The organism is Leptolyngbya sp. Cla-17 (assembly GCF_016807185.1).
Taxonomy (GTDB): domain Bacteria; phylum Cyanobacteriota; class Cyanobacteriia; order Leptolyngbyales; family Leptolyngbyaceae; genus ULC077BIN1.
In genome coordinates, this window is the sequence record NZ_JAEVYN010000002.1 from 519,006 (window position 1) to 538,854 (window position 19,849).

16 protein-coding genes are annotated in these 19,849 nt (G+C 47.0%); 8 read left to right on the forward strand and 8 right to left on the reverse strand.

Features of this window, described 5'->3' with window-relative positions; translation table 11 throughout:
- Positions 1-597: 597 nt before the first annotated feature.
- The gene (locus tag JOY44_RS13565; protein ID WP_171574242.1) at positions 598-912 is read right to left on the reverse strand and encodes a DUF6679 family protein; all 315 of its coding nucleotides are present in this window, start codon (positions 910-912) and stop codon (positions 598-600) included.
- 705 nt (positions 913-1,617) lie between these two features.
- Here JOY44_RS13565 and JOY44_RS13570 point away from each other — a divergent pair.
- Complete coding sequence (locus tag JOY44_RS13570) at positions 1,618-2,364, forward strand: creatininase family protein (RefSeq protein ID WP_171574243.1); 747 nt, start codon at positions 1,618-1,620, stop codon at positions 2,362-2,364.
- A 23-nt stretch (positions 2,365-2,387) separates the two neighbouring features.
- Here JOY44_RS13570 and JOY44_RS13575 read toward each other — a convergent pair whose 3' ends face one another.
- Both JOY44_RS13575 and radA read right to left on the reverse strand, forming a co-directional pair.
- Positions 2,388-2,867: a DUF2141 domain-containing protein gene (locus tag JOY44_RS13575; RefSeq protein ID WP_171574244.1), complete on the reverse strand. Its 480-nt coding sequence runs from the start codon at positions 2,865-2,867 to the stop codon at positions 2,388-2,390.
- An 82-nt stretch (positions 2,868-2,949) separates the two neighbouring features.
- Positions 2,950-4,437, reverse strand: a complete 1,488-nt coding sequence (gene radA / locus JOY44_RS13580; protein WP_171574245.1) for a DNA repair protein RadA — start codon at positions 4,435-4,437, stop codon at positions 2,950-2,952.
- A gap of 194 nt (positions 4,438-4,631) precedes the next feature.
- On the opposite strand from radA, the gene rpaB reads away from it, so the two are divergent.
- Positions 4,632-5,369 carry a response regulator transcription factor RpaB gene (rpaB, locus tag JOY44_RS13585; protein WP_171574246.1) on the forward strand — a complete coding sequence of 246 codons (738 nt, stop codon included), beginning with the start codon at positions 4,632-4,634 and terminating at the stop codon, positions 5,367-5,369.
- A gap of 36 nt (positions 5,370-5,405) precedes the next feature.
- Positions 5,406-6,572 carry a cysteine desulfurase family protein gene (locus tag JOY44_RS13590; RefSeq protein WP_171574247.1) on the forward strand — a complete coding sequence of 389 codons (1,167 nt, stop codon included), beginning with the start codon at positions 5,406-5,408 and terminating at the stop codon, positions 6,570-6,572.
- Between the two features lie 129 nt (positions 6,573-6,701).
- Here the strand turns inward: JOY44_RS13590 and JOY44_RS13595 are convergent, their stop codons facing one another.
- Positions 6,702-7,073 carry a hypothetical protein gene (locus tag JOY44_RS13595; protein ID WP_171574248.1) on the reverse strand — a complete coding sequence of 124 codons (372 nt, stop codon included), beginning with the start codon at positions 7,071-7,073 and terminating at the stop codon, positions 6,702-6,704.
- A gap of 280 nt (positions 7,074-7,353) precedes the next feature.
- On the opposite strand from JOY44_RS13595, the gene ftsH3 reads away from it, so the two are divergent.
- Entirely contained in the window at positions 7,354-9,228 is a 1,875-nt protein-coding gene (gene ftsH3 / locus JOY44_RS13600; RefSeq protein WP_171574249.1) for an ATP-dependent zinc metalloprotease FtsH3, read from the forward strand.
- Positions 9,229-9,274: 46 nt separating this feature from the next.
- Here ftsH3 and JOY44_RS13605 read toward each other — a convergent pair whose 3' ends face one another.
- Complete coding sequence (locus JOY44_RS13605) at positions 9,275-9,856, reverse strand: dihydrofolate reductase family protein (RefSeq protein WP_197985306.1); 582 nt, start codon at positions 9,854-9,856, stop codon at positions 9,275-9,277.
- A gap of 231 nt (positions 9,857-10,087) precedes the next feature.
- Between JOY44_RS13605 and JOY44_RS13610 the strand changes: the two genes are divergently transcribed.
- Positions 10,088-10,965, forward strand: a protein-coding gene (locus JOY44_RS13610) for an IS630 family transposase (RefSeq protein ID WP_242541783.1) whose coding sequence is annotated in 2 segments (ribosomal slippage) — positions 10,088-10,417 and positions 10,420-10,965 — 876 coding nt in all. Because the reading frame shifts where the segments join, the coding sequence is not laid out codon by codon here.
- A gap of 126 nt (positions 10,966-11,091) precedes the next feature.
- On the opposite strand, the gene JOY44_RS13615 is transcribed toward JOY44_RS13610, so the two are convergent.
- Both JOY44_RS13615 and glpX read right to left on the reverse strand, forming a co-directional pair.
- Complete coding sequence (locus JOY44_RS13615; RefSeq protein WP_171574250.1) at positions 11,092-12,384, reverse strand: glutamyl-tRNA reductase; 1,293 nt, start codon at positions 12,382-12,384, stop codon at positions 11,092-11,094.
- Between the two features lie 103 nt (positions 12,385-12,487).
- On the reverse strand, positions 12,488-13,525 hold the full coding sequence (gene glpX, locus JOY44_RS13620; protein ID WP_171574251.1) for a class II fructose-bisphosphatase: 1,038 nt from the start codon (positions 13,523-13,525) through the stop codon (positions 12,488-12,490).
- Positions 13,526-13,743: 218 nt separating this feature from the next.
- Between glpX and JOY44_RS13625 the strand changes: the two genes are divergently transcribed.
- The 3 genes from JOY44_RS13625 (at position 13,744) to JOY44_RS13635 (ending at position 17,633) form a co-directional block, all read left to right on the forward strand.
- A protein-coding gene (locus JOY44_RS13625; protein WP_171573290.1) for an IS1 family transposase occupies positions 13,744-14,573 on the forward strand; the annotation gives its coding sequence in 2 pieces (ribosomal slippage) (positions 13,744-14,085 and positions 14,088-14,573; 828 coding nt in all).
- Positions 14,574-14,817: 244 nt separating this feature from the next.
- Complete coding sequence (locus JOY44_RS13630) at positions 14,818-15,300, forward strand: NUDIX hydrolase (protein WP_197985308.1); 483 nt, start codon at positions 14,818-14,820, stop codon at positions 15,298-15,300.
- 392 nt (positions 15,301-15,692) lie between these two features.
- A complete protein-coding gene (locus JOY44_RS13635) occupies positions 15,693-17,633 on the forward strand; it encodes a hypothetical protein (protein WP_171574252.1) in 1,941 nt (646 codons plus the stop codon).
- On the opposite strand, the gene JOY44_RS13640 is transcribed toward JOY44_RS13635, so the two are convergent.
- Positions 17,630-19,810, reverse strand: a complete 2,181-nt coding sequence (locus JOY44_RS13640; RefSeq protein ID WP_197985310.1) for an NAD(P)/FAD-dependent oxidoreductase — start codon at positions 19,808-19,810, stop codon at positions 17,630-17,632. The two genes, JOY44_RS13635 and JOY44_RS13640, sit on opposite strands and share 4 nt — an antisense overlap.
- Between the last annotated feature and the right edge of the window lie 39 nt (positions 19,811-19,849).

Below are 19,849 nucleotides of genomic sequence, written 5' to 3' on the forward strand. Positions count from 1 at the left end.
AGAGATACCTAAATTAAGCTTGATTAGGCGTTAATGACTATAAAGGCTTAATATTTCTTTGAACGTCTTGTTGCCAGCCATTCTGCTGAGAAGACATATAAGACGATCATTAGCTGATTGATAGCGTTTGTCAATTTCTTACTGACTGGTAATTACGGTGTTCCAAATTTTGAGACCAATTGTTGAAGCAATTCAGCCATTTTTGGTCATGTTCTGCTTCGTGGTGGCTTGGTTTCTTGTCTTATTAGTAACTTGGAATGTGTGGACGGCACTTAGAGATGCGGCAATGCTAACGCAAAAAATGCATCAAATTCCTTGTTCCAATTGTCGTTTTTTCACGAGTAATTATCAGCTCAAATGTACGGTACATCCCTCTAATGCGCTAACAGAAGAGGCCATTAACTGCCCTGATTTTGACCCTCATCGATCGATTTATAAATAGATTTTCTTACCACGTCCTTGCAACGGGCTGAAGGCAAAATATTTTCAGGATAGCCAGTCATGCATAGCAAAAAGAACATAAAAATTGCAGCGATCTCTTTTTACCGTAAAAAGCGATCGCTGCAATTGGGTTTAACTGATTGGCTTGAAGGCTATCTAGTCGGGGTTATTATCTGGAAAACGATTGTTAGGAATTTGTTCCGCTTCAGGGCAATCATCAGAAATAAGCGGCTCTACATTTCCTTTCGGCACCGATGCAAGCTTCTGGGTAACAGCGCCAATGCTTTCTAAACGCACCATCTCTTCCCAAGAACAATTCTCATCTTCTTCATCAGTCTCATAGCGCAGAGTTACCAAATCCCCTTCAATATCAAGGATGCGGGCTCGTTCTATCCAGCGCTGCTGATCCCGCAAGAAAATCCAGACTTCACGACCATCACAACAGAGCTGATAGATCTTGCGGTGTAGCATGGTTGCTTCTCCTGAACACTTAGTTATCAATTTTTACAGACGAGCAGAAAACTTTAATGGCTAAAAACTTTTTTGAATTTATTTATCTGTAAGTTGCCACAGAAGGCGATCGCAACCCACATTTCAAACTTAAGCAGGTATCATATGCAACTCCTGCTTAAGATCTGGGCTATAAAAAATGCGTCTAATTCCCAAAAAAATTGTCGGAAGTATGAACACCAATCTGTAGCGTTCGTAGAGGCGTTGAGAATTCTAAAGCACTTCCAGGTGGAGAGCAGCCTTGAAATCATTACTTGTGACAAGGCAAATACATTTGTGGAAACGTTTTGTTGGGTAGGCAAGAGCAAACCTTTATCGAGAGGTAATTCAGGCATCTAAGCCTTGGCTGAACATGCACTAGGTAGATGAGGGAGAAATGACTTAACACCTGATGGGCGCTATTACTTTCTGTGATCCACCATCCAGCAAATAAACGAACCTTGATAGTATTGATGAATTTGATCATCTTAAGTATCGGATTGTACCAACTATTCTAGCCTTTGTTAAGTGAACTCGTATGTATTTCACTCATTAGAAAAGTATGATCCCGATAAATGGTTTGGCTTATTTGAACTATTTATAGCCAAATAGAAATCAAAAAATCTGACTTTGCTCACAGGATAAAAAGTCAAAGATAAGAATTAATAATCTGAGGATAGAAAAATAATGTTGCTGCAGTTAAGTACATGGACAGAAGTTGAAGCTTATTTGGGGCAGTCTGCGGGAATAATAATTCCGATTGGTTCGACTGAGCAGCACGGACCGACCGGATTGATCGGTACTGATGCAATTTGTGCTGAGGCGATCGCGCGTGGGGTGGGAGAAGCGACCCAGGCGATCGTGGCTCCTACAATTAATGTTGGCATGGCACTGCACCATACGGCTTTCCCTGGGAGCATTAGCCTGCGCCCCAGCACATTAATTTTGGTCATTCGAGACACAATTACGTGCTTGGCAAAAGTAGGGTTTACCCGGTTTTTCTTTATCAATGGGCATGGTGGCAATGTTGCAACTTTGAAGGCTGCTTTTGCAGAGGTTTACGCGACGTTAGCTGACTTAAATGTGGCAAATGCCGATCAGGTGCGCTGCCAAGTCAGCAATTGGTATATGTGCGGTTCTGTCTACAGCTTGGCAAAACTACTCTATGGCGATCAAGAAGGCTCCCATGCAACCCCTAGTGAAGTGGCTTTAACGCAATATATTTACCCAGAAGCCATCAAGCAGGCTGATCTAAACCCAGACGTTTCCAAAGACCACCGAATTTATGGAGCCGCAGATTTTCGACACCGCTATCCTGATGGTCGAATGGGATCTAACCCAGCTTTAGCAACGCCTGAACATGGCAATCAGTTTTATGACTTGGCAGTAAAAGAACTTAGCAATAACTATCTAGAGTTTTTGGGAGCAGAATGAAGTTTAGAAACTGGAGGCAGAAGTTAGAGACTGGAGTATTTCATCTGAATTTTGACTCCGGTATTAGGACCTGCAACTAAGAAAATAGCTTGACCAAACTTCGGCGGTCCCGTTTTAATCACGGGATTGTTGGAAAAACCGTAACCTTCAGTGGGTATTCCAGCGGCATTGCGGTTGAGTTTGCGATCGCCATTCGCATCGTGAAATACTGCCACTGCATAGCTGCTTGCCGCTAGATTTTTGAAGGAAAATTGCATCGGTTCCTCGGTAATTTTGATGCACTCTCGCTTAGTAGATTTTCCGTCTCCTTCAGGAAAGCCTTTGCTTTCATTAAATAGCCGAATGCAAAGTAAACCCTTTTGGTTTTGCAGTCCACTAATTTCAACGGTCAGGCTACCCCTAAACTTAGGCTGGGCGCTAGATTGAGCGTAAATTGTTTTGGCTAGCATGACACTGCTCAATAGGGCGATCGCACCCAACCCAACCTGTAAACTCCTCAACATGACAATTCTCCAAAAAAGTGAGCGCACACAAAAACACTTGTGGCAAGACGCAAACAGGCGGTGAATAGTTGCCGATTCTAGATTAATCGAATTCCTCTACAGCAGGTCGCCCTCCTAAGGCCGTTGCGATCGCATCTACCACGCGCGCTACCTGGATTACTTCAAAGCCAGGTAGCGAAAAAGATTGACCTTTTGGGATAATCGCCTGCTTGAAACCCAACTTGGCAGCTTCCTTTAGCCGGAGTTCCATTTGCGAGACGGGGCGCACCTGCCCACCCAAGCCAACTTCGCCAATCAATACCATGCGTGGATCAACTAAGCGATCGCGAAAGCTGGCAACTACGGCAACCGCTACACCGAGATCTGCGGCGGGTTCATTCACGCTCAGCCCACCCGATGAAGCAACATAAGCATCTAACTTCGACAAGGGAATGCCCACTCGTTTCTCCAACACGGCCAAAATTTGCAGCAGCCGATTGTATTCAATGCCTGTGGTGGAGCGGCGGGGCGAACTGTAACTCGTGGGACTAACCAACGCTTGCAGTTCCACCACAATTGGACGAGTTCCCTCACAGGCAACAATCGTCGCACTTCCGGGCGAAACTTCCTCGCGGTTACCCAAAAATAATTCTGAAGGATTTAGCACTTCCTGCAAGCCCTGATCCACCATTTCAAACACGCCAATTTCGTGAGTGGGTCCGAACCGATTCTTGACTGATCGCAGCAATCGGTGGCTGGCAAAGCGATCGCCCTCAAAATACAGCACCGTATCTACTAAATGTTCCAACACTTTAGGACCCGCGATCGCCCCCTCCTTGGTCACATGACCCACGATGAATAGGGAAATATTCTGCCGTTTGGCAAACTGCATCAACATCGAAGTGCATTCCCGCACCTGCGCCACTGAACCTGAAGCCGAAGTCAACGCATTGAAATGTAGCGCCTGAATGCTGTCAATTACGGCTACCTGCGGCTGAAGCGACTCCAGTTCTTCCAAAATTGTGTCTAAATCAGTTTCAGGTAAGAGGTAAAGGGAAGAGTTAGAAGGGATGAGAGGTTCGGGGTTAGGAGTTTGGAGTTCTGCTCCTGCTCCTGTTTCCCCATTTCCGCCGCCTAATCGCATGGCGCGCAGTTTCACCTGTTGCCCTGATTCTTCAGCACACACATACAACACTCGATAGTGTTGCGCCAATTGGTTGGCAGTTTGAAGCAGTAAAGTCGATTTGCCAATGCCTGGGTCACCGCCAATCAGCACTAACGAACCAGGAACAATGCCGCCGCCAAGAACGCGATCAAGTTCAATATAACCAGAGGCAAGGCGGGCTTGAGGATGATCGGATATTTGAGCCAGGGTCAGGGAAGCTTTGGGCTGAGCAGCGGTTTGCGTGGATGTGCGTTTGCGACCTGTAGTGCGGCTGATGCTGCCACTTTGCCGCGTAGATGCATTGACCGCTGAAACCAGTTGCTCTTGTAAGGAGTTCCAGCTTTCACAGGCTAAACATTTGCCAAAATATTGAGAAAATTCAGCCCCACACTGATTGCAAACATATAGCGATCGCGACTTAGCCATTATTTTTATAAGTTATAAAATAGCTTTGTTCAAGAATATGGACGTATTCGTAAGAAATTTTTGAAAAAACACTGAAATGTAGCCAGGCAGGAATCTTTGAGGATTTCAATGTTGAGGTATGAAGTACTATCTTAATGATAGGGTACGAAAATTAATGATTAGAAACTCTACTTAAGTTAAGGAGCGGAAGAACGTTGGAAAACCATAAAGAAAAAATATTGGTTGTGGATGATGAAGCCAGCATTCGCCGTATTCTTGAAACGCGCCTTTCGATGATTGGATACGATGTGGTGACGGCGGCGGACGGAGAAGAAGCACTGGATACCTTTCGGAATGCCGCTCCTGATCTAGTTGTGCTGGACGTGATGATGCCCAAGCTTGATGGCTATGGGGTTTGTCAAGAGTTACGCAAAGAATCGGACGTTCCCATTATTATGCTGACTGCACTGGGCGATGTTGCCGATCGCATCACAGGCTTAGAACTCGGTGCTGATGATTATGTGGTCAAGCCTTTTTCTCCTAAAGAACTAGAAGCCCGAATTCGCTCTGTTCTGCGCCGTGTTGAAAAAACGGGCAGCTCTGGCATTCCTAGCTCAGGTGTAATCCATATCAACAGTATTCGGATTGATACGAATAAGCGCCAAGTGTATAAGGGGGATGAACGAATTCGTTTAACTGGAATGGAATTTAGCTTATTGGAACTGCTAGTGAGTCGTTCTGGCGAAGCGTTTTCTCGCTCTGAGATTTTGCAAGAAGTGTGGGGTTACACACCTGAGCGCCATGTAGATACACGAGTGGTAGACGTGCATATCTCTCGGCTCCGTGCCAAGTTAGAAGACGACCCTAGCAATCCAGAACTAATTTTGACAGCAAGGGGGACTGGCTACTTATTCCAGCGGATTCTTGAACCGGGCGAACTTGAGAAGGCGTAAGCTATTAAAAGCCCGCTGTTTTCTTGATTTTTTTCTATGCAAATCTACTTGGACTACAGTGCTACTACGCCGACTCGACCAGAGGCGATCGCTGCGATACAACGAGTTTTGGCAGAGGAATGGGGAAATCCATCCAGCCTGCACGCTTGGGGGCAACGCTCTGCGATCGCGCTGGAGCGCTCTCGGGTACAGGTTGCTCGGTTAATTAATGCTCCTCCAGAGTCCATTGTCTTTACTTCTGGCGGCACTGAATCCGATAATCTGGCAATTATGGGAGTTGCTCAGCAATATGACACTCCCCAGAACCTGATCATTTCCAGCGTGGAACATTCAGCGATTGTTGAACCTGTTCGTTTGTTAGAACAGCAAGGATGGCAGGTGACTCGGCTGCCAGTCAATCGGCAGGGACGAGTCAACCCACTTGATTTGCAAACAGCGTTACGTTCCAATACAGTGCTGGTATCGATTATTTATGGTCAAAGTGAAGTGGGGACGCTACAGCCCATTTCTACATTGGCAGAAATAACTCATCGCCACGGCGCTTTGTTTCACACCGATGCCGTACAGGCTATTGGACGATTGCCGATTGACGTGCAAACGCTGCCCGTAGATTTGCTGTCGCTTTCTAGCCACAAGCTCTATGGACCGCAAGGGGTAGGAGCATTGTATGTGCGTCCGGGTGTGGCGCTGCTGCCGCTGCTGACAGGTGGTGGACAGGAATCTCGATTACGTTCAGGCACTCAGGCTGTTGCAACAATCGCAGGCTTTGGGATTGCCGCTGAGATGGCTGCCACAGAAATGGTAGTCGAAACGCCACGCTTGTTGTATCTACGCGATCGCTTGTTTGACCAGCTTGTCAATGTGCCGGGATTGGTGCCCACGGGCGATCGCCTGCATCGATTGCCGCATCATGTCAGCTTTTGCCTTGATTACGCCGATAGTGAAATTCTCACGGGTAAGGCACTGGTTCGCCAAATGAACTCAGCAGGGATTGGCATTAGTGCCGGAGCCGCCTGCCGCAGTGGCAAGGTTGCCCCTAGCCCAATCTTGCAGGAAATGGGATACAGCGATCGCGTCGCCAAATCGGGCATCCGCCTCACTTTGGGACATCATACCACCAAGGCAGACATCGACTGGACTGCAATGGTACTGAAACAAGTATTATCGAGACTCACCCCAAGCACCCTGCTTGCAAGAGTGTGATCTATCGGAGTGCAAAATTAAGGCTTGCTAACTCAAGCCTTCAACTGAATCTTTTGAATTCTACAATTGATTTTCCAATGGGCTGTCACGCCATAAATCATCATCTTTTTCTGCAAGCGTAAGCTTTTCCTAGGTTGTCGGAATGAAAGTGATTCGCCTTAACCGATTGCTAATGATGGGCTTGCTCAGTTTCTCCAAGGAAGATAGCTCTAATTTGCAATAATGCTTTTCACTTTTGGCATTTCGGGGTTCTTCAGGAAATAATTTCCAGCGGTGAACTTCATGAATCGCAGTCACCTCAGCGTAGTAATGAATCGTATAAGCTTCAGCGCCAAACACCTTCGTTTGATAGAACGCTAGCCCCTTTGGTTGCCAGCATTGTTGCTGTTTCAGCTTTGCCATCTGGTTACCCGGAATACGATACCAGTGCTGATTGCGAACAATGTCCATATCTGATCGGTTGTTGAGGATTGCAATCAAAACCTCGCCAGGGGAAGACATGGGTAGAAGATGAAGGTTAAAAGCAAATAAGGGAGCACGATCGCCGTTCTTCTAGCCATCCCATTTAGCAACCATTTCTTTCTAATTCCCCGTGAGAGCTGCACCTTGCAAAAATGAATCGCTAGGATTGAAGCTCACTATCAAATAAACGGCTGAACTGTGTTTTTTGCCAATTTGGTTTCTGAGAATTCCGTTCAGTGTCTTCTCAGATACGTTAATATTAGTTAACACAGCATGATAAAAATGGCTCCGAACTCTGATATTAGGAGGATACACCCCGGTGAATAAGCGGTGGAGAAACGTTGGTTTATACGCTTTATTGGCGATCGTTGTCATTTCTTTGGCAACCGCTTTCTTAGATGGTCGTCAGACCCAAGGTGGACGAGATAGTTTGCCATATAGTGAATTTGTGCAGCGGGTTGAAGCAGGTAAACCGCGACCCGGAGCAACTGAAAACACGAAGATAGGCAAAGTTCGGATTAATGGCGATCGCTCCTATGCGCGGTTCCGTGATGGCAACACTGATGTCACGGTTAACTTGCCAAGCGATCCTGACTTAATTGATATTTTGACGAAGAACGGTGTGGATATAGCCGTGATGCCTCAAGCCGAAGGAGGAGACCAATGGTTTAAAGCACTAAGCAGTCTATTCTTCCCGGTTTTGCTGCTTGTTGGTCTGTTCTTTCTGCTACGTCGTGCCCAAAGCGGTCCGGGCAGTCAAGCCATGAACTTTGGCAAATCCAAAGCACGAGTACAAATGGAGCCTCAGACCCAGGTTACATTTGGCGATGTGGCTGGAATTGATCAAGCAAAGCTAGAGCTAAACGAAGTTGTAGACTTCCTCAAGAACGCAGATCGCTTCACTGCGATCGGTGCAAAAATCCCTAAAGGCGTTTTGCTTGTTGGACCTCCAGGAACAGGTAAAACTCTACTAGCCCGTGCTGTTGCGGGAGAAGCAGGCGTGCCTTTCTTCTCTATCTCTGGTTCTGAGTTTGTAGAGATGTTTGTTGGGGTGGGTGCATCCCGCGTTCGTGATTTGTTTGAACAAGCTAAAGCAAACGCACCCTGCATCGTATTCATTGATGAAATCGATGCCGTTGGTCGCCAACGGGGGGCTGGTTTAGGTGGTGGAAATGATGAACGGGAACAAACCCTCAATCAGTTGCTGACTGAAATGGATGGGTTTGAAGGCAATACTGGCATCATTATCATTGCAGCAACCAACCGACCTGATGTTCTAGACTCTGCGCTGCTACGACCCGGTCGATTTGACCGTCAGGTGGTGGTTGATCGCCCTGATTTCGCTGGGCGATCAGAGATTTTGCGGGTTCATGCACGTGGCAAAACCTTGTCAAACGATGTGGATCTAGACAAGATTGCTCGTCGCACACCGGGTTTCACGGGTGCGGATCTGTCCAACTTGCTAAACGAAGCGGCAATTTTGGCGGCGCGGCGTAATTTGACAGAGATTTCGATGGATGAAGTTAATGATGCGATCGATCGCGTTTTGGCAGGTCCTGAAAAGAAAGATCGTGTCATGAGCGAAAAGCGTAAAACGTTGGTTGCCTACCACGAAGCCGGACATGCACTAGTCGGCGCTTTGATGCCCGACTATGACCCAGTTCAAAAAATCAGCATTATTCCCCGGGGGCGTGCTGGTGGATTGACTTGGTTTACACCTAGCGAAGACCGGATGGATTCTGGTTTATACTCTCGCTCTTATCTGCAAAATCAGATGGCGGTTGCCTTAGGTGGACGCATTGCTGAAGAACTGATTTTTGGTGAAGAAGAAGTAACAACAGGTGCTTCTAATGATTTGCAGCAGGTGGCGCGAGTTGCCCGTCAAATGGTGACACGGTTTGGTATGAGCGATCGCCTTGGTCCCGTAGCATTGGGTCGTCAGCAGGGCAACATGTTCTTGGGGCGCGATATTGCTGCTGAGCGTGACTTCTCTGAAGAAACTGCGGCAACGATTGATGATGAAGTCCGCAACCTAGTAGATCAAGCCTATCGTCGCGCTAAATCAGTTCTTTCTGGTAATCGCCATGTGCTGGATGATCTCGCGAACCTGCTGATTGAAAAAGAAACGGTTGATTCTGACGAATTGCAAGAACTTTTGGCAACCAGTGATGTCAAAATGGCAACTATTGCCTGATTGTAAGTTGCTGCCAGCTATCACTTGGTAGCTGTCCTGTGACAAGCTAATTTTTATTAGGGGTGACCTCAGTTGAGGTCGCCCTTTTGTTTTGATATGTGATCTGCACCGCTCCAATGGAGTGATACTGTTGCACCTTTACCAGTTTCAGTGCGGTTTCTGGATGTGGCGAAGAGAATAGGGGAATTCCATCTCCCAAGATTACAGGCATGACAGAGAGAATGTATTGATCAATGAGTCCAAGTTTCAAAAAAGCGGCAACGAGGGCAGCTCCTCCTACAAGCCAAATGCGATGAAATCCCTGTGATGTCATCTCCTGCACGAAATGATCCGGCGGGACTGAAGTGAAAAAAACATCGGGGCGATCGCTGATAAGAGCCTGCTGAGTAAACACATAGGACGGTTTGCTGGGGTATGGCCATTCGCCAAAACTTAAAACTTGCTCGTAGGTTGTGCGCCCCATTGCCAGCACATCCACTGATTGATAAAAGGCAGCGTAACCAAAATCCTCACCTGTGTCCTCGGAGGGGAGCCAGTCCACACTACCGTTCCTCCGGGCAATGTAGCCATCGAGGCTCGTGGCGATATATCCCTCTTGAATCACTTTCGGAAAAGCAAATTTAGTCAAAAATGCTGAAGCTTCTATACGGCTTGAGTCTTAGCATATGTAGCTTATTTCCGATATTTCAAAACATTTGACAATGAAGCGTATATACCAGACAGCAGTCGGTGAAAGACGTTCAGCGTTTTGCCTGGATTTTACTTTAATTAGAGTGACATATGAGGGATATAGCTATTGCCAGGACAATTAGGACATAGACTGAGAGGCATTCCCCCCTATAGGAAAGTGAGTGCATCTATGGCAAAAGCGTACAGTTACGACTTGCGGCAAAAGGTGATCAATGCCATCCAATTAGACGGCATGAAGCAGAGTGAAGCCGCCCAAGTGTTTCAACTCAGTCGCAACACGATCAATTTATGGCTGAAGCGACAGAAAGAAACCGGAGACTACCAAGCCAAAACAACTCGTCCGCACCGAACGAGCAGCAAAATCACCGATTGGGACAAGTTTGCCAAATTTGTCAAGCAGCATGGGGGCAAAACCCAAGCGCAAATGGTCGAGTTGTGGCAAGACCAACTCAGTGTTCGCACAATTTCCAGGGCGTTACACAAACTGGGCTTGAGTCGAAAAAAAAGACCTATGGCTACCTTGAACGCGATGAGCACAAACGAGCAGAGTTCCTAGAGCAGCTAGCCAAAGTGTCTTTATCCGACCGGGTGTACATCGATGAATCAGGAATGGATGAGCGAGAGGATTATGGATATGGTTGGTGTGAACCCGGTGTGCGATTTGAAGCACTCAAGTCAGGGCGACGGGGTCAACGAATCAATATGATTGCGGCTTACTGTGAGCTCGAGTTGAGTGCTCCCTTTACCGTGAACGGCTCTTGTAATCGAGTCGTGTTTGAAATCTGGCTAGAAACCTGTTTACTGCCAACACTAAAGCCTGGGAAGGTTTTGATTCTCGATAACGCGACGTTTCATCATGGTGGTCGCGTTGCTCAATTGGTTGAGTCTGCGGGGTGTCGGTTGTTATATTTACCCGCTTATTCTCCAGATTTCAATCGGATTGAAAAGTGTTGGGCTTGGCTCAAAAGTCGCATTCGCAACAGCTTGTCTAGCTTTAGTTCCTTACGCCAAGCAATGGAGTCGGTTCTAAGAGATGCCGTATCCTAACACTGTTGTCTGTAGCTATACAGCACAACTTCTGTCATGGCATAGTTCTTCTATGGATTAACACATGACAAGAGACGCGATCGCTCACGTCTCTTGTCTATTTTATTGATTGAATGATTTGCGTTATTAACTAAACTGTTTGTTAGCTGTTTTCTCTAAATTGAACAGAACACTTAGCGTTTGCATCGCTTGTTGTCGAGCTTCAATATCTTGCTGGGCGCGGAGTTGCACCATTGGATCATGCAGAATTTTGTTAACGATGCCGCGAGTGAGCGCTTCGATGATCTCCTGGTGCTTTTCGGCAAATTCTGTTCCTAAGCGAGACAACGCTTTTTCCAATTCCTGGGCACGAATGGCTTCCACCTTGTCACGCAAGCTGCTAATGGTAGAAACCGTATCTAGCGATCGCAACCAAGTTGCAAAAGTTTCCACCTCTTCGTCCAGGAGGGTTTCTGCCTCTATCGCCATTCGGCGGCGAGCTTCATGGTTTTGAGCAACTACAGCTTTTAGATCATCCACGTTAAATGCCTGCACATGGGACAGTTCATTCACGTCAGAATGCACATTACGCGGCACAGCAATATCAAATATCATCAACGGCTGAATGGGGTCAAGAATGGCTTCCAGTTTGGCGCGATCAAGAATAGGTTCCATTGCGGCAGTGCTGGTAAACACGAGATCGGCGTGGGGTAGCAGTTGTGCCAAGTCAGCAATGGGGTGCAACTGAAGCTCTACTTCGGGAAACTCACGAGCAAGTTCTTTTGCTCGTTCCATAGAGCGGTTCAAAATCGTGATGTTGATGGCTCCTTTTGAGAGTAAATGCTGCACGAGTAAGCGCGCCATTTTACCGGCTCCCAAAATTGTGACGCGACAGGCTGCTAAGTTTTGTACCTTTATTTGCGCCATTTCCACTGCTGCCGAACTAATTGAAACGGCTCCAGTGCCAATGCTGGTTTCTGTGCGAACCCGTTTTCCGGCAGTCAGAGATTGCTTGAAAAGCTGGTTGAGGGTACGCCCCACGCCTTTATGTTCTTGACCTAGCTTATGACACTGTTTGACCTGCGCCAAAATTTGCCCTTCACCTAAGACTAGGCTGTCTAGCCCTGCTGACACGCGCATTAAATGCATGACGGCATCCTGGTGCAGCAGAATAAATAGGTAGGGACGCAAGGAAGCAACCGAAAGCTTGCTATGGTCACTCAGGAACTGAGTAATCTCCCGTATGCCATTCTCGGTTTCGTTAACGACCACATAAATTTCCAGGCGATTGCAGGTGCTGAGAATGGCAACTTCTTCAAGATGAGGATAGCTGCACAGTTGAGCGATGGCCCTATCACAGTTAGTTTCTGGAATACTCAGCTTTTCTCGAACTTCGACCGGGGCAGTTTTATGGCTCAAACCCACAACAACGATGTTCATATGTCTTAGTTAATAAATCGCTTTTTTTGATGAGGTTATCAGCTATCAACAGTCAGCTTTAGGGTTAATTGGTTGATGGCTGACTGTTGATAGACTCTACTTTTTAATGCAATTGAATCACGTGAGGCTGATCAAACATGTGAATGGTATCCACAAATCGAGCAGTCTTAGATTGGCTAGAAATAACCAACGTTTGGGTTCTTGCGCCGCCTTTGAAGAAGCTGACTCCTTTCATCAGGTTGCCAGAGGTAATTCCTGCTCCTGCAAACAGGACATCCTTGCCTGATGCTAATTCGTCTGCGTTGTAAACCTTATCTGGATCAGTAATGCCCATTTCTTGCAGACGAGCAATATTCGCTTCCTTGCTTTCTCCAATTAACCCGGTTTTAACTACAGCGGGGTCATAAATGAGTTGACCTTGGAAGTGTCCCCCCAGGCAGCGCATAGCAGCGGCTGAAATGACTCCTTCAGGAGCAGCACCAATTCCCATGAGGGCATGAATATTGGTTCCGGCAAAGCCGCAGTTGATGGCAGCACCTACGTCGCCATCGCTAATGAGTTGCACTCGTGCCCCAGCTTCTCGAATCTCTTTGATCAAATCATCGTGGCGATCGCGTTCCATGACGACTACCACTAGCTCATCAATGGAGCGATCGAGGCACTCTGAAAGAATTTTCAGATTTTCAGTTGCAGATTTGGTGATATCCACATGTCCTTTTGCGGCTGGGGGAGCCGCTAGTTTTCTCATATAGAAATCTGGTGCTGCAAACAATCCGCCCTTTTCAGAAATTGCCAGTACTGCCATGGAGCCAGGTTGACCATACGCACAGAGATTGGTGCCTTCGCAAGGGTCTACTGCAATGTCAATTTCGACTAGCTCGTCTGGATTGCAAAAAGTCTTGGCATCAGGTTGAGTACAAATTCCAACTTCCTCACCGATATAGAGCATTGGAGCTTCATCTCGCTCTCCTTCACCAATCACGATGCGACCACGCATGTGAATTTTATTCATCCGCTCCCGCATGGCTTCGACTGCCACGCGGTCTGCTTCGTTCTTATCTCCCTTGCCCATCAACCGAGCAGAGGCGATCGCAGCCTGCTCAACGACCTCAATAATCTCTAGACCGAGCGTATTTTCCACGGCGTAAGTCCTCCAAACTGCTGATTTTGCGCGGTTTCGCACATCCACTTCAATGTATAAGTCTATCAAAAGGCGGAGACGTGCTTACCGGAAATCTGGGTGGAAGTGTGTGTAAAGTTTTACTACCAAGCAGCGAGCAACAGGCAGGAGTCACGGATTGTGCGTTAAAGGATTGTGGGCTTGGTAAAGTAGGATCAATTCTTTCCCCTCAAGAAGCTATGGAATGCCGACTTTGTGGTCATCCTAAGTGTCATAAGCATGGCAAGCTGCCCAATGGACACCAACGCTATTTCTGCCCTCACTGCCAGCAAACCTTCTGTGAGAGCTTTGACACGCTGTACTACTGGCGACGAGTGAGTCCGGAACAAGTTCAGCAGGTGCTACAAGCTCATAGTGAGGGCAGCAGCTTACGAGGGATTAGCCGAATTACAGGCTTGGCATACAACACCGTGGTCAGTATTGTTCGGGCATCGAGTGCCAAGGCTCAGCTAATTCATAACGACCAGGTCAAGCAAGTGGCAACCGCAGAGGTGAGTGCGGATGAGATGTGGTCTTTCGTGCAAAAAAACAGAAGCAATGTCTTTCCAATGAATTAGAAGTGGGAGACTGCTGGATAGGTCTGAGTTTAGCGGACTCCAGTGGACTGATTTTAGCGGCACGAGTGGGCAAGCATACAGACGAACTTATTGAGGAATTGGTAATTAGTACACAGGGAAAAACGGCTTGCAAACAGTGGAACAGTGATGACTGGGGAGGCTATGAACGAGTCCTTCCGCCTGAAATTCTGCACTATGTTGGCAAAGACAAAACGCAGCGCTTAGAGCGAACCAACGGCATCGTCCGACAACAAACTGCTCGATGGCACCGCAGGCAAAACAAGTTCGGCAAGCTGTGGGAGCAAACGAAAGTGACAACACGCTTAGTAGTCAGCTATTTCAATTGGATTTGGCGGCATAGTCGATTCAAAACAACTGCGGCTCAACGAGCAAAACTGGCTGAGCAGCCTTGGACCTGGCAGGATGTCGTTACCTACCCCACAATCCTTTAGTGCACTACCGAGTCACGCTGGGACATTCAATTAACGAATTCGTAACTGCGAATACTAGATAAAATAAGCCAAACTGCTATTGTTTTCGCTAGTTGGCGCGATCGATAAACTTAAGTTGACCTTTTAGATTTTTTCTTGCCAGTGAAGGAGTTCTCCGCTGCTGAAGCCGTTGCCCAATCCGCTATTCCACGTACCTCATTTTGTTGAACCAGGGCGAATCAATCCCAAAACCCATAAAGATCTGATGCCTGAAGCAGCCTACAGCAGTGCTTTAGATCACATCGTTTTTACCTGTGTAGATATTGCCTTTTTCCACTGCGATCGCTTGTTGCTAGCAAAGCGCAGTCATTACCCACGCAAATCTTGGTGGGTTATTGGTGGGCGAATGGTCGCTGGAGAAAATCCTATTGAAACCGCCCAACGAAAAGCGTCTGAAGAAGCTCAGCTACATAACCTTGCTTCCGAACGATTTCAATATGTTGGCGTATATTCCACTTCTTTTGCATTGCGAGAGCAAGCCCCAATTCATCATGGTTCTCACAGCGTTAACTTAACCTATCAGGTTGCCTTGAGTGAGCCAGAAACCCATCTAATTCAGTTAACAAGCCACGAATATGACTGTCACTATCAATGGATTCAATTAGAGCAAATCAATGAGCTTATAGATGCTAATAGCCCGCTTGATCAAGCCCTGCTGCAAATTGTTCAAGACTTGCGAATTTCTTAGCCAATCGGTTTGGGGTTGGTATGAAAATAACAACCAGTGATCTAGGTTTTGATTTCGCTCAATCCGCAATTCCTGAAGGTCAAGCGAAATCAAAACCGATTTGATTGGTACAGTATTGAACCGCAAATCCCTTAGCTAAAATAAGCCCACACAATCAACTCTGCACTCCTCTTTAGCATTTTTGCTTAACAATCCACCAAATATAGCTGTTGTGTGGTAAGACATTGGGGGGATTTAGCATCACAAGGTTTTTATCTGTAAGTTTCGGGTATTCCTCGGAAGTTCTCAGCTGTGGGTAGCCCTAAATTGGGCGCAAATTGCAAAAGCAGATATATCATTAGCATCTTGCTGGTTGGTCTATCTAGATTTCCTATCTTTCAGGATTCAGAGCTATGAGTGAAGCGGTTGATTCAAATCACGATCGAGATTCGAGATTACCCAAACTTAGAAGGATTAACGAGAGACCTGTTGAGCAGGAAAATCTCGCTCCATCACCGCATGGAAATGTTAGTTCTGGTGAGTCTTTGCAAGGGGCGATTTGTGAAACGAACCCTTTGGCAAGCGACGATTGGGAGCCGGTGGAATTTCTTGATCAAGTGAGACTGATCAAGCCATCTCATTCAGTGTCTTCTGGAAGCGAGTCTGCTCAGGTCAGGGCTTTGAATCCCAAAGATGACCAGTCGGATCTGAAAAATCTAATTCATCACTTACAGCAAGAAAATTCAACATTTCGCGCCCAAATACGTCAACTGGAGCGCGATTTGGCACAGGCTCAGGTGGAGCTACAGCTAGAAGTCACTCGCTTTTACTGCAAAGAGTCTGAAGCGGCCGCGATCTCTCCTCAGTTGCGGCTGAATCCTAAGGAATTGAACTCGATTCATCAGCAAATTAGCCAACTCTCCCAAGAACTAGATGCTTCCCAGAAAATGGGGCATCGTCAGCAGATTTTAGTTGAAACGCTCAGTGAGCAGTTGGAAAGTGGGCAGGAACGCATCGCCCATCTGGAAAGAGATTGTGCCATTACTCAACAGCGATATAACGAGCAAGTACAACTGGTGTTGCAATCTGAAAATGTGTGTCGGGATTTGCGAATGCGGTTGCACCGACAACAGCGGCAGGCGCTTCAGTTTAAAGCAGCTCTAGAAAAAAGCTTGGAGATGGGATCTTTGCAGGACGGGGCGAGCGCCCCGTCTGATTTCATTTCACCGAGTCCCAGCGATTCTGCCACTTCTTTCATTCCTAAAGTTCAACCTGTGCAACCTTGGTCGCAGGTATCAGCAACCGATTCGCGGGCGTATACAAATTGCCGGGGCGAGGAACATGCTTTACTCAATCTGTTTTCTAAGCTGTTGATAGCGGATCAGCAGCCAATAGAAGGAGTAGAAATAACGCCAATTCAAGAGGTTGAATTAGCGTCGATTTCAGTGCCTGTAAAGGTAAATAAGGAAAATCAATTTGCTAAAGCTGATGCTGTGTCAGCGCCATCGGATGAGATGCTATCTGCTTTGCCGGAAGCTATGACCCCCGAAAATGTATCTCAATATATGGGTTTAATCTTTCCGGGGCAGGGTGATTCTCACTCGCAAACTCCTACAGTTACACCTAATCCTCAAGAAGCAATTTTTGACCTTAGCCCATTTCTAGAGGTAAGTGAAGCTGATGCCGTGAATGCTTCTGCTGTAGAACTTCGACCGATCGCGAAGCAGATTCTACCTCCATTACTACATCCGCCTCGCCCCAAAAAAGCCGCAGCCTATCAAAAGCCTCTTGAAGAAACAATAGACTCGCAATCCCAAGTTTTGAGCAAATCGGGCAATCATGAAGATAATCTGTGGGCAGATTTAGCCAAACTAATTGAGCCAGATTCGGTAATAGAATCTGCTTCTGTGCCTGACTTGTCCAAGCAAGCAGGGCAAGCAACAGCGTCATCTAATCCATTTCAACTCGCTGCTAATCTGGCAAGTGATGAATTGATGAGCGATCGCGAACCTGCTAAGGCGAGTCACAAAAGTGATCGTCCCCCGATTTCAAAGCCCCTTTCCTTAGATTTCTTTGCTTATATTGAAAAAAAGGCGACCAATGCTCAGAACATTGAAGCTTTGAACGCTGTGCCAAAACCTGAGCCTACTGCAACCGCTAATCTGTCTCAGTTTGAGAAAAAGACTGCCCCGTCTGGAGAACCTTTGGAATCGACCGAGCCGGGCCTACCTGAAACAAGCGATAACAAGCTAAACACTTGTCCCTCCCCAATCCTGTATCCATTTCGCCCTGCTAAAAAGCTCAGCTCAATGTCAGCCGTAGACTTGCCTTCCTTCCGGCATGCTGCAAATTAGGGGCTTTTACAGTCCATGGTCGATTCAGGCACAGGTGAAAGGGTAGGTGATGGTGGAGTCAAAGGGCGATCGCGCTCCAAGCTAAATCCTCCTGCTTTCCTTCCAATCGTTTGGGGTTTACCCATGCCATCAGTCATGCTGTAACTACGCGCTAGTAACCAAAGCCACAGAGCGGGGAATCTGAATTCTACCCAGGGTTGAATTTGACGTATCCAACGGGGGAACCAACTAGCAAACAGCGCACTGATAAAAGCTTCTATCGTGAAATCTAAATAGCTGCCAAGCCAACGCAGCAAATCTTTTGCCCCTGCCATTTGCCAAATCCATAGCAAAAGAGCGGGATTTTTCCAGGCAGCCGTCAATGCCATCCGGTTAAATTGCAGCCAACTCACTCGGTCTTTGATGAATGCCTCGGCAATTGCTGGAGATTCATTTGCCAGAATGCCAAAAAAGGTATTAAGCATCGCATTGACTCGCTCCGGCGCGATAAATTTTCCCGTTGGCACCATCATGCCTTTAGAAAACAGCCAGCTAACCGCCACATTGCTTTGAAAGGCGCGAATTTGATTGAGGTGACGGGCACGCAGCAAATCGTGTTTGAGGGCGGTATCCAGCAAGTGCGTCAGGCGCGGTAGATTTCGCACGAGGGAGCCAAACCCAGTAAACACTAAGGGTGATTGCAGAGAAGCGGAATCACCGATGGCAATTAGCCGATCAAACGCCACGGTGCGATCGCGGCTGCCCACGCTAAAGTGCCCTGGAATATAGCCAAACGTTGGCTTTTTCCACACCAGTTTTTCCATATTACAACGGCGATATTCTGGCAAAATCGCAAAAAAATCTTCATACATTTCCAACAGAGAGCCAGGATTCGCAGGATTCACTTGATGGTAGTGAAATAGGTAAACGGTCAACTCTTCCCCTTCCGCTGGAAACAGTTCCCAAATTAACTGCCGCCCCCGCGAAATATCCCCATGACTATTTAGCACATCTCCATAGCGCTGATCCCACACGCCGGGTTCAAACCCGCTAGAAATCACTGCGCCCACCGTAGGACACACGCTATCAAAGGTGCGTCCGCCGTTGAGTTGCCACGCGATCGGTGATGCTGTGCCCATAGCATCGATCAACAGCCGACCGCTGACTTCTTTTGCAGTTTGGGTGGGCAAATGCTGACAATGCACCGTTACCTGAGTTGTCCCCACATCCGCTTTAATAAACTCTGTTTCATCCCAAATCTCGCCACCATGCTCCCGCAGTTTGATTCCACACAAGCGCAGCAGTTTTTCGGCATCTAAGCCCACATTCAACACAGTTGGGGTATGTAAGACCGGGGCTTTTGCCTGAGGTGGATTGTTTGCATCAAAAAATTTATGGAATCCATCCACATATTCGCGTGCGATCGTACTTTCAAACTCAGCTACCGTAAATAGTCCCAGATCGATGAGATTTTGAAACTCGCTACGAGAAATATTCCACTCTCGATTCATCCTGCCAAACGGCAACCGTTCAATCAGCAGCACTCGATATCCCAACCGAGCCATTACTGCCGCATGAATCACGCCCAACGCACCCCCGAGGTAGATCAAATCATAGTTTTTTTGCCTCTCAGGGGTCTTATTTTCTGTCTCCTGTTTCCTAAATACGACCTGTTTTGGCTGCTGAGGATTTTGCACATTTTCTCGCCAGCGCTGCTCCCACCAGAAAACTCGTTTTAAGTCATATTCCCCATTGGGCATCGTTTGAAAATATTTGACTGTAAGGGGATATTGACACTCTAACGCTGCAAAAATCGACTGTTGAGTCAAATCAATCTTGGGTGGAGCAGGGTAATGATTTGAAAATTGTTCCCGAATTGATTTGATCAAGTATCTTAAAATGTCTTGCTCTCGAAAGAGAGGATTACCCCAGCGAAATGCCTTTAGATAGGTGGTGCGCTGAACAGCCCAGACGAAAATTGAAAGTTCATCTGGCACGACGATTTCCGTAGAAATCGGTTTACGAATCGCGGGTTCAGAAATTCTTCCAACCTGAGGTGTAGTTGAAAAAGCCCAAATCTTAATTCCTTCTGGCGTAATACTTTTCTCACCCATCGTAAGTTCAAAAGCATCTTGTAGCCAGAGTTTAACTGCTGCTGTATCTGGGGTAGGAATTTCAATATAAAGAACTTCTTTCATCTGCGTTTATAAACTCTTGTGAACCACCGTCAACCACCA